10 protein-coding genes and 1 pseudogene are annotated in these 9735 nt (G+C 64.8%); 4 read left to right on the top strand and 7 right to left on the bottom strand.

The window, feature by feature from the left end; all coding sequences use genetic code 11:
• A pseudogene (locus CAG33_RS27840) lies at positions 1 to 214 on the bottom strand (type VI secretion system tip protein VgrG); the annotation flags it as partial.
• Between the two features lie 230 nt (positions 215 to 444).
• Here CAG33_RS27840 and CAG33_RS27835 point away from each other — a divergent pair.
• From CAG33_RS27835 to ligD, 4 genes are all read left to right on the top strand, one after another.
• On the top strand, positions 445 to 795 hold the full coding sequence (locus CAG33_RS27835; RefSeq protein ID WP_139833037.1) for a hypothetical protein: 351 nt from the start codon (positions 445 to 447) through the stop codon (positions 793 to 795).
• Positions 795 to 1859, top strand: coding sequence for a hypothetical protein (locus CAG33_RS27830; protein WP_085641263.1), 1065 nt, complete (start codon positions 795 to 797; stop codon positions 1857 to 1859). Before CAG33_RS27835 ends, CAG33_RS27830 begins: the two co-directional genes overlap by 1 nt.
• Positions 1860 to 2045: 186 nt before the next feature.
• Positions 2046 to 2879 (top strand): Ku protein, encoded by an 834-nt coding sequence (locus CAG33_RS27825; protein WP_085633656.1) that lies wholly within the window; start codon positions 2046 to 2048, stop codon positions 2877 to 2879.
• 33 nt (positions 2880 to 2912) lie between these two features.
• On the top strand, positions 2913 to 5387 hold the full coding sequence (ligD, locus tag CAG33_RS27820) for a DNA ligase D (protein ID WP_085641261.1): 2475 nt from the start codon (positions 2913 to 2915) through the stop codon (positions 5385 to 5387).
• Positions 5388 to 5392: 5 nt separating this feature from the next.
• Here the strand turns inward: ligD and CAG33_RS27815 are convergent, their stop codons facing one another.
• The 6 genes from CAG33_RS27815 to CAG33_RS27790 form a co-directional block, all read right to left on the bottom strand.
• Positions 5393 to 6064 carry a glycosyltransferase family 2 protein gene (locus CAG33_RS27815; RefSeq protein ID WP_085641259.1) on the bottom strand — a complete coding sequence of 224 codons (672 nt, stop codon included), beginning with the start codon at positions 6062 to 6064 and terminating at the stop codon, positions 5393 to 5395.
• On the bottom strand, positions 6061 to 6672 hold the full coding sequence (locus tag CAG33_RS27810; RefSeq protein ID WP_085641257.1) for a class I SAM-dependent methyltransferase: 612 nt from the start codon (positions 6670 to 6672) through the stop codon (positions 6061 to 6063). The genes CAG33_RS27815 and CAG33_RS27810 overlap by 4 nt, the downstream gene beginning before the upstream one ends.
• Positions 6669 to 7427 carry a PIG-L deacetylase family protein gene (locus tag CAG33_RS27805; protein ID WP_085633664.1) on the bottom strand — a complete coding sequence of 253 codons (759 nt, stop codon included), beginning with the start codon at positions 7425 to 7427 and terminating at the stop codon, positions 6669 to 6671. Before CAG33_RS27805 ends, CAG33_RS27810 begins: the two co-directional genes overlap by 4 nt.
• Positions 7424 to 8461, bottom strand: coding sequence for an acyl-CoA dehydrogenase family protein (locus tag CAG33_RS27800; RefSeq protein ID WP_170930061.1), 1038 nt, complete (start codon positions 8459 to 8461; stop codon positions 7424 to 7426). The genes CAG33_RS27805 and CAG33_RS27800 overlap by 4 nt, the downstream gene beginning before the upstream one ends.
• Before the next feature lie 41 nt (positions 8462 to 8502).
• The gene (locus CAG33_RS27795) at positions 8503 to 8835 is read right to left on the bottom strand and encodes a hypothetical protein (RefSeq protein ID WP_085641255.1); all 333 of its coding nucleotides are present in this window, start codon (positions 8833 to 8835) and stop codon (positions 8503 to 8505) included.
• 57 nt (positions 8836 to 8892) lie between these two features.
• Positions 8893 to 9735, bottom strand: an 843-nt coding sequence (locus CAG33_RS27790) for an SDR family oxidoreductase (RefSeq protein ID WP_139835921.1), incomplete at its 5' end; no start/stop codon positions are given.

Genomic DNA, 9735 nt, shown 5'->3' with positions numbered 1-9735 from the left:
CGTGGATCTTGCCCTCGCCGGTGGCGCCGAAGGTGAGGACGCCGGGCTTGTGCAGCAGCTCTTCGAGGGCGAGGTCGGGGCGGGCGCTGACCAGTTCGATGTCGAAGCAAAAAGGTTGGTTGAGGGCTTCGCGGCCAACGAAACTCACGACCTGGAGATCGTTAGAAACGCCTTCAAGGTTCAGGGTGATGTGCGTCGCGTTGGCATCCAGCATGCCTTGGGCTCCTTCCTGGTGCCGCATGGCGCAAGGCCGTGCGGGTCTGAATCCATTCATGAAACGGCGCGGCTTCCGGCCCGGCTGACGAGAGGCCGAGGGGGCATGGCGGTGAGCGGAGGCCGGGCTGCCGGGGCAATCAATACGACGGAATCAAGATAGTCTGCAAAATGGCCGGATGCCACTATTCTGTAGTGCTTAAACGGAGCGTGGAACGGAATCCTATGATCATGCGCAAAGAACAAATGGACGCTTTCCGGCTTTCTTCGATCGACAACTTCAAGCAGAGGGCGCGTACGCGGCTGGAGCCCTTTTACGCCGACCGTATCCAAGCCTTGGGAACCCAGTCCCTGGATGCCTTTATCGACCAGGAGTTCGAACGGGCGAAGCGTTACCGTGCCATGACCGAAATGCAGTTTTTCACCTTCATCGAGTGCGCACTGTATTACGGGGCAGGGTTCATCGAGGCGGAGCAGAACTGGTGGGCTAAGGACTTTCTGGTCGTGGCGGACATTGACCCAGGCAGGCGCTACGAAATGGTCAGGCAGTACGCCGATTTGCGCTGTGGGGGGATGCTCTGATGTGTCGCGTCAAAGCCAACTCACCGGAAGACAAACCGATCGGCTCGATAATTGAGCCTTGTGAAAAAACGGGTGTTCTGTGTATTCGCGTATATGACGACAAGGATCAACTGGTCGATGGTGTCTTCCTGAGAATCCGCGAGGAACAAAGCACCGAGCACACCGAGTTCGAACTGAACAGCAGCGAGGAGGGCTCGTTTGTATCCCAGCCGACTCGGTATTTTCAGAAAGGCGGGTTACCTGAGGGGAACTACGAAGTGTTTTTGGTGAAGAAGGCCGGGATGGAGTTCAGCCCGACCCGCAGCACCAATAAGTTCGAAATTGTCCCCGGTTGTCACAGTGTCATCGACCTGGCTTTCATGCCGGAGATACAAGGTTCAATTCAGGATTTTATCGACATCCCGATCTTGGAGAACCGGGAGCTGATGTCTCAGATGGAGGCCGACATTCCGGATGATGCAACAAAGATGTATTGCAGCGATCAATGCATCGATTTTCCTACTCTGCTGGAACGGCTAAACCAGAATACGCCAAGCGAAAACAGCGAGATTACGCTTCTGGGGGTTCACCACATCATGCCGTTCAGTATCTTCAATGAACTGCGTACGGCGTTCGACGTGGTCGATTATTCGCGCACATCCACACGCCTTGGCGTCAGTCCGGTGGATTTGGACAGTTTTTTGGGCGGGATGCACGACAAAGCAATGCAAGTGGTCTTCCTGGTTCCCCCGAAGCCTAGGTCACAACCTCACAAACGTACCTCGCAGGAATTTATCTGGTACAACGAAAACCCGGTTTGCAAAGCGCATGTGACCTTTGTTTTCGGTTCCTACAACGTTGTTTCTCAAGAGAACATTGATCTTTATCTCAAAGGCGACGATCAGAGCACACGAAAAAGACATCTGTTCCGGCAATACGCCCAAAGCCTGAAGCCTCAGCCTCCATGCCCGGAGGAGACGAGGGAAAGATTCAGGCTGGCCCGAGAAGAGTTCGAGTCATACAAGAATCTGCTTGCTCACGTGGAAGCAAACGACGGCGAGGAGATTGATATCGATTCGCTTTGAGTCGTTGCCGAAGTACATCACTTGCTGTCATTTGCCGCCGTCTGGCTTGCAGGCCGGATAGAGGATGTCCTCCGCCCGCATTCTTTTTGAACTCCCGGTTCACCGCAGCGCTCAACCCAACAAGCTGCTCCCCAAACCCATTTCCCGCGAGCGGCTACAGACCGGTTCAGCCGACAGGAGACCGACATGGCCCGCGCGATCTGGAAAGGTGCGATCAGTTTCGGACTGGTGCACATCCCGGTGTCCTTGAGTTCCGCCGTCGTCAGCCAGCGGCTGGATTTCGACTGGCTGGACAAGCGCAGCATGGAGCCGGTCGGTTACCGGCGGATCAACAAGGTCAGCGGCAAGGAAATCGACAAGGACAACATCGTCAAGGGCATCGAGTTCGAGAAAGGCCGCTACGTGGTCATCAGCGAAGACGAGATCCGCAAGGCCCGGCCCGAGGCGACCCAGACCATCGACATCTTCTCCTTCGTCGCGGCCGACGAGATTCCTCTCCAGCATTTCGACACGCCTTATTACCTGAGCCCGGACCGGCGCGGCGGCAAGGTCTATGCGCTGCTGCGCGAAACGCTGACGGCGTCCGGCAAGGTCGCCCTGGCGCGGGTGGTGCTGCATACCCAGCAACACCTGGCCCTGCTGCGCCCGCTGGAGGATGCGCTGGTGATGATCACCCTGCGCTGGCCCGACGAGGTGCGCAGCCTGGAGGGCCTGGAACTGGACGCCAGCGTCACCCAGCCCAAACTGGACAAGAAGGAACTGCAGATGGCCAAGCGCCTGGTGGACGACATGAGCAGCCATTGGGAGCCGGAGCAGTACCTGGACGATTTCAAGGACACCATCATGGCCCTGGTCGAAGAAAAGGCGAGCAAGGGCAAGATCGCCACCGTGGCCGCGCCGGAATCCGCCGCCGAGCGCAAAGAGACCAACATCGTCGACCTGACCGAACTGCTCAAGCGCAGCCTGGGCGGCGGCAAGGCCAAATCTGCGCCCAAACGCACGCGCCGCAAGGCGTCGTAGCGGGACAGTCACCCAGGATCGTGGAGCCGCGCCATGGCCAAGTCCCTGACGGAATACCAACGCAAGCGCAACTTCGACGCCACCCCGGAACCGGCGGGCAAGCAGGCGCGCGGCAGCAAGGCCAAGGCGCTGCAGTTCTGCATCCAGAAGCATGACGCCAGCCATTTGCATTACGACTTCCGCCTGGAGCTCGACGGCACGCTCAAGAGTTGGGCGATTCCCAAAGGGCCTTCGCTCGATCCGTCCGTGCGGCGGCTGGCGGTGCATGTCGAAGATCATCCGCTGGACTACGCGACGTTCGAGGGGCACATTCCCGAAGGCCATTACGGCGCCGGGGACGTGATCGTCTGGGATCGCGGCGTCTGGATGCCCGAAGGCGATCCCCATGACGGCTACACGAAGGGCAAGCTACGGTTTCACTTGCAGGGGGAAAAGCTCTCGGGGGCCTGGAACCTGTTCCGCACCCGGTTGGCAGGCAAGAAGGAGCAGTGGCTGCTGGTCAAGTCCGATGACGATCAGGCCCGTGCCGAAGCCGACTATGACGTGCTGGAAGCGCGGCCCGACAGCGTCTTGAGCGACCGCACGCTGATCGCGGAACCGCCCAAAGCGGCCGCCGCCAAGCCTAAAGGCAAGGCCGCCCCCGCTTCGGCGTTGCCGGCGTCGCTCAAGCCCGAGCTGGCCACACTGGTGGATTCGCCGCCCGCCGGCGACTGGTGCTACGAGATCAAGTTCGACGGTTACCGCATGCTGGCCCGGATCGACGGCAAACAGGTGAAACTGTTCACCCGCAGCGGCCTGGACTGGACGGCGAAAATGCCCCGCCAGGCCCGGGCGCTGGCCAGGCTCGGGCTGAAGTCCGCTTGGCTGGACGGCGAGATGGTGGTGATCGGCGATGACGGCATCGCGGATTTCCAGGCGTTGCAGAACGCGTTCGATGAGCAGGCCGATGCACGTATCGTCTATTACGTCTTCGATGCGCCGTTCCTGAATGGCGAGGATCTGCGTGACCGTCCCCTGAAGGAGCGCCGCGCTGCGTTGCAAGCCGTGCTCACGGATGAAAAGGCCCCGGAGCTGCGTTACTCCGAGTCCTTCGACCAGCCTGTCGCGTCCTTGCTGGCGAGCGCCTGCGACATGAAGCTCGAAGGGTTGATCGGCAAGCGGGCCGACAGCCCCTATGTCAGCCGCCGAAGCCCCGACTGGATCAAGCTCAAGTGCAGCCAGCGGCAGGAATTCGTGATCGTCGGCTACACCGAGCCCAAAGGCTCCCGCAGTGCCTTCGGCGCTCTGTTGCTGGCCTTGCACGACAAGGACAGCGGCACCTTGCGCTACGCCGGCAAGGTCGGCACCGGGTTCAGCGCCACGACGCTGCAGCACATTCACTCACGCCTGAAGCCGTTGACGGTGAGCGGCAGTCCATTGAAGAAAACCCCGGCCGGCATTTCGGCCCGTGAGGTGCATTGGGTCAAGCCGCAACTGCTGGCCGAAGTCGCTTACGGCCAAATGACCCGTGACGGCGTGGTGCGCCATTCGGTGTTCCATGGCTTGCGCGACGACAAGCCCGCCGACACCGTGGCAGCGGAACGCCCGGCGCCGGCGAAGGCGAAAGCCAAGGGCCGCCCGGCCGACGGCCGCTGGCACCTGACCCATCCCGACCGCATCGTCGACGCCAGCAGCGGCGCCACCAAGGGCCAGGTCGCCGAGTATTACGCCCAGGTGGCGGACTGGATCCTGCCGCACCTGGCCCAGCGCCCGGTGGCCCTGGTGCGCGCGCCGGACGGCCTGGCCGGCGAACTGTTCTTCCAGAAGCACGCCGCGCACCTGGCCATTCCCGGGCTGCGTCAGTACTCGAAGGCTGAGGCGGGGCAGGTGGCGATCGTCATCAATCAACTGCCGGCGCTGATGGGTGCGGTGCAGATGAATACGCTGGAGCTGCACACCTGGAACGCCACGACCAAGGACTTCGACAAGCCGGACCGGCTGATCCTCGACCTCGACCCGGATCCCGCGCTGCCCTGGAAGATGATGGTCGAGGCCACCGGCCTGACGTTGACCCTGCTCGATGAACTCGGCTTGCAGGCGTTCCTCAAGACCAGCGGCGGCAAGGGCATGCACGTCGTGGTGCCGCTGGTGCGCCGGGCGGGTTGGGATGAGGTCAAGGCCTTCAGCCAGGCCATGGTTCAGCACCTGGCCGCGCTGTTTCCCGAACGGATCTCGGCGGTCTCCGGGCCGAAAAACCGTGTGGGCAGGATCTTCATCGACTACCTGCGCAACGGCCGGGGCGCCACCACCGCCTGTGCTTATTCGCTGCGGGCCCGCGAGGGGCTGCCGGTGTCTGTGCCGATCCACCGCGACGAGCTGGCGGACATCAAAGGCGCCGGACAATGGACCCTGTTCAATCTGGCGCAGCGGTTGGGTGAGGTGGAAGACCCTTGGGCCGGGTACGGCGACGTGCGCCAGTCGATCACTGCGGCGATGCGCAGACAACTGGGTCTCAAGAAACAGGCATGAAGCGGCTAGCCTGAGCCGGCTTCTTCGCCGCGCACCAGGCTTCGCAGGTAGCCGGCAAAACCGTCCCGGGCCCGCCCCTCAAGGCGAGCGCTGGTGACCACCCGCGGCCTCTGGCTCCAGGAGATGCTGGCGCCCGACCGCTCGAAGTCTTTGACCAGGCACACGTCCTCGTCCACCGGCAGATGCTTGAACCCGCCGGCCCGCAGGTACGCCACGGCGCAAAAGCCCAGGTTGGCGCCATGAATGTGGCGATGGTTCTCCGCGTGGGTATAGGCGTCGGCGTAGCGCTGCCGGATCGCCAGGCCGATCCCGCCCCAGTCGCGCACATGCACCGTGCCGCAGACCATGTCCGCTTCGAGCGACAACTGGGCCACCAGCCAGTCCGGTGCCACTTCGCTGTCCGCGTCGGTGCAGGCGATCCAGCGTGCGCCCAGGGCGATCAAATGGCTGACGCCGACACCCCGGGCATAACCGACATTGCGGGCGCTGACGCTCAGGCATTCGACGCCGGCATCTGCGGCGATGGCGCCGCTGCCGTCGACGCAGTCATCGAGCACCAGCAGAACCTGCACGGTTTCCCCGGCCAGGCCAGGATGGCATGCCGCCAGGCACAGGGCGCGCAGGCAGTCGGCCAGCAGCGCTTGCTCATTGTGGGCCGGCACCACGACCCCGATCATGGCGCGCGCTCCGTCAGGCCCTCGCGGTCGGCGACGGACAGCTCGTTGCCTTCCCAGACCTCCAGCAGAAAGTCCGCTTCCTCGTGGCGCACCGAACGGTTCAGGTGCAGGTGTTCGTGCAGGCACGCATGCACCTGGTCGCCGGTCTGCGGGCACACCGCCACCGGATGCCGCCAATGGCAGGCGAGCAGGGCACCATCGGCGGTGAGCGCGGCCCTCACCCGCTCGACCATCCGGCGCAGATCCGCAGCGTCGAGGTAGTAGCCCAGTTCGCTGATGACGATCAGGTCGAACGCGCCGCCGGGCCATTGGTCCGGCACACGGGCCTGATAGGCGCGGGCATGGCCGGCGTCCTGCAGGCGCTCGGCCGCAAGCGTGACCGCGAGGGCCGAGACATCGCAGCACAGCAGCCTGTCGCAGCGCTGCGCCAGCCTGACGCTCAACTCGCCGTTGGCGCACCCGGCCTCGAAGCCGCGGCGGTAGCGGTGTTGCGGCAGCGCGGCGAGGGCGATGTCGCGCTTGCGTTTTTCGTACCAGCGTTCACGCATGGACCAGGGATCGGGGCTGCGACTGAACAGATGCTCGAAATAGGCATTGGCGACGCTCATAGAAACACCACTTCAAAGTCGTGCAACAGGCGCGCAAGGGTGCGGGGCGTCAGCACGGGAGGGTTGCCCGATGCCGGATCGGGTTCGGTCTGGCTGACGAAGGCCTGCACCGCATGCCGCTTGCGCGCCAGGGCTGCTTCGTCCATGAGCACCTTGCGGGCGCGTCGCCACGGGATGCGCGGATCCTGCGCAGAGGCCCAGTGCCAGGCCCAGATGGGCACCTCCAGCAAGCGTGCGCCGATCTGTCTCGTCGCGGCGGCACTGGCGCGGCCGACGGCTTCATGGTCGCAGTGGCCGTCGTGGCGCCAGGTGGTGAAGACGGTGTCGCCGGGACGCAGGCAGTCCAGCAGGACGTTCGTCAGCGCCTGTTCATGGCGCGCGACGGCGGTGTCGGGAAAGCCGCCATGCAGCCATGTCATCCGCTCGTGCGGGACGCCGAGACGGGTGAGGGCCTGCGCGCATTCCTGCCGACGGGTCGCCCGCAAACGTTGGGGCGTCCACCAGCGGGAACCGGGATGGCTGGCTTCTCCGTCGGTCACCGATACCAGCAGGATGTGCCGCCCCGCGCGGGCCAATGTCTGCAGCAGTCCACCGCAGCCCAGCACTTCATCGTCCGGGTGGGGCGCGACGATGACGGCGCGCGATCCTGTCGGCACCAGCGCCTGGGCCTGAACCGACGCGACCTGGGCGAGCCGGCGCGACGCAAGCCAGGCCTCGGGCGAGGTGCCTTCGCCGGAGATCGGATCGGCGCTCATGGCATCCAGCTCCCCGGCAGCTCGCGGGCGGCGACCGCGCCCAGCGCCGCGCGGTCGCGCTCGGCATGGCTTTGCCGCAGGTACACCGGCAGGTCGCACAAGTGGCGGGCAAGACGCGCGTCACGGCAATAGGCGGTGGCGCCCAACGCCCGTCCCGCATGGCTGATCACCTGTTCGGCACTGTGTTCGCATTGGGCCCGCAGGCGTTGTGCGGGAAGAAAGGCATCCGCGTCGGGATGACGGTCTATCCAGTGCGCCGTGACGCGCAGCAGGTTCGCGGTGCAATGCAGCGAGCAATCTACCGCGCCCAGGTGCGCCAGGCTGTGCGGTTCCTCGCTGCGGGCACAGTGCGCGCGCAAGGCTTCCGCAATGATTTGAGCCGAACCGAACCAGCAGGCGGCGATGCCGGCGCCGCCGTGCCAGAAGCCGGCTCGCGCCAGATAGCCGCCCGGTGGCCCGACCGGACGCCCCCGCGCGCCCTCGAACTGCACTTCCACGCTTTGCGTGGCCGACATCCCGACAGCTAGCCAACCCTTGTCCGTGACCCGCACGCCGGGTTGATCAAGCGCGACCGCCACCAGTTGCTGCCGGCCCTCCGGGTTCCAGGCCGTGACCAAGGCGTGGCTGACGGTCGCGGCGCCGGAGCACCAGGCCTTGACGCCCTGCAAGTGGACGAACCCGCCGGGGTGGGCTGTCCGGACGGTGACCCGCGCCTGCGGCGGCTCCGCCGCCCACATGCCCCACGTACTGCCTGAGGGGATGGCCGGCGCCGCCCAGTGACGCATGATCGCCAGCGCATCGATGTGGCCCTCGTAGAGCTTGCACAGGCTGAGGTCGAAGGCCGCCACCCGCGCCAGGGCTTGCCAGCGCAGCAGCGTGTTGCCCTGTCCCGGCAGGGGCAAGTCATCCAGGCCGCTGCGGCACAGCGTCTGCAGGACGTGCGCCAGCGCCAGGGGCGTCAAGGTCGGCGGCAGCGTTTGCGCCTGCAAGGCGGCCTCCAGGTCGGATAACGAAAAGCGGTGGGGTTCACTCATGTCCGTATTTCTCTCACTCGGCGCGGCAGGCCGGCTGTGGCTCAGCGCCCGGTGAGGAGCAGGACAGGCTCGTGGGCGATGGCCTGACGGGGTTTTCCTGCGGTCAACGGTCGGGGACGCTCGGACGGTGCGGCAGGCTCGGCAAACGTTTCGTTCACCAAGCGAAGATGCTCCTTGGCCTCCTGAAACTTTTCTTCGGCCTTGTTGCGCAGCAGGTGGTACTGCTCAAAGGTGTCGACGTTCGGGCGGACGTCGGCGATCAGCGCGAAGGCCTCTGCATTCAGGGCATGGGCCTGGCGGATCAGGCGCTGGTTCTGTTCCAGGGCGAACTCGCGGCAGGCAAGAGTCTGGGTGTGCTGGCGGGGACTGGGCATGATGCGTTTCCTGATGGGCGAAAGTGGGAGGGAGGGCCGGCAGGCCGGCATGGGGATCTACAGGATCGGCTTGCCTCCGGTCACGCCGAACCGCGAGCCGGACACGTAGCTGGACTCGTCGCTGGCCAGCAGCACGTAGAGCGGCGCCACCTCCACCGGCTGCCCCGGACGCCCCAGCGGGGTGTTGTCGCCGAAATGCGTCACCTTGTCCGGCGGCATGGTGGACACGATCAGCGGTGTCCAGATGGGGCCGGGCGCAACGCTGTTGACCCGGATGCCTTGCTCGCCCAGCAATTGGGCGAGGCCTGCGGTGAAGTTGGCGATTGCGCCTTTGGTGGTGGCGTAGGCGAGCAGGGTCGGGTTGGGCGCATCGGAGTTGATCGAACTGGTGTTGATGATCGAGCCGCCCGCCGGCATGTGTGGCACCGCGGCCTGGCAGAGGCGGAAGATCGCCGTGATGTTCACATCGAACGTCATCAGCCATTCTTCGTCGCTGATGTCGGCCAGCGTGGGGTGTGTCATCTGGTAGGCGGCGTTGTTGACCAGAACGTCGATGCGGCCGAAGCGTTCCACCGTGCGGGCGACGATGTCGAGGCATTGCTGCTTGCGGGCCAGGTCGCCCGGCAGCAGCAGGCATTGGCGGCCGGCCTGCTCGACCCAACGGGCGGTTTCCTGTGCGTCTTCGTGCTCGTCGAGGTAGGCGATCGCCACGTCCGCCCCTTCGCGGGCGAAGGCAATGGCGACCGCGCGGCCGATGCCGCTGTCGGCGCCGGTGATCAAGGCGGCCTTGCCGGTCAGCCGGCCCGCCCCGCGGTAACTTTGCTCGCCGCAGTCCGGTCGGGGCTCCATCAGCGTTTGCCGGCCCGGAACCGGTTGCGGCTGAGGCGGGAAGGGTGGGTG

The sequence above is a fragment of the Pseudomonas sp. B3(2017) genome (assembly GCF_002113595.1).
Lineage (GTDB): Bacteria > Pseudomonadota > Gammaproteobacteria > Pseudomonadales > Pseudomonadaceae > Aquipseudomonas > Aquipseudomonas ekonensis.
Note: the sequence above shows the minus strand (reverse complement) of the source record. Positions and strands in the feature narration are given on the sequence as shown.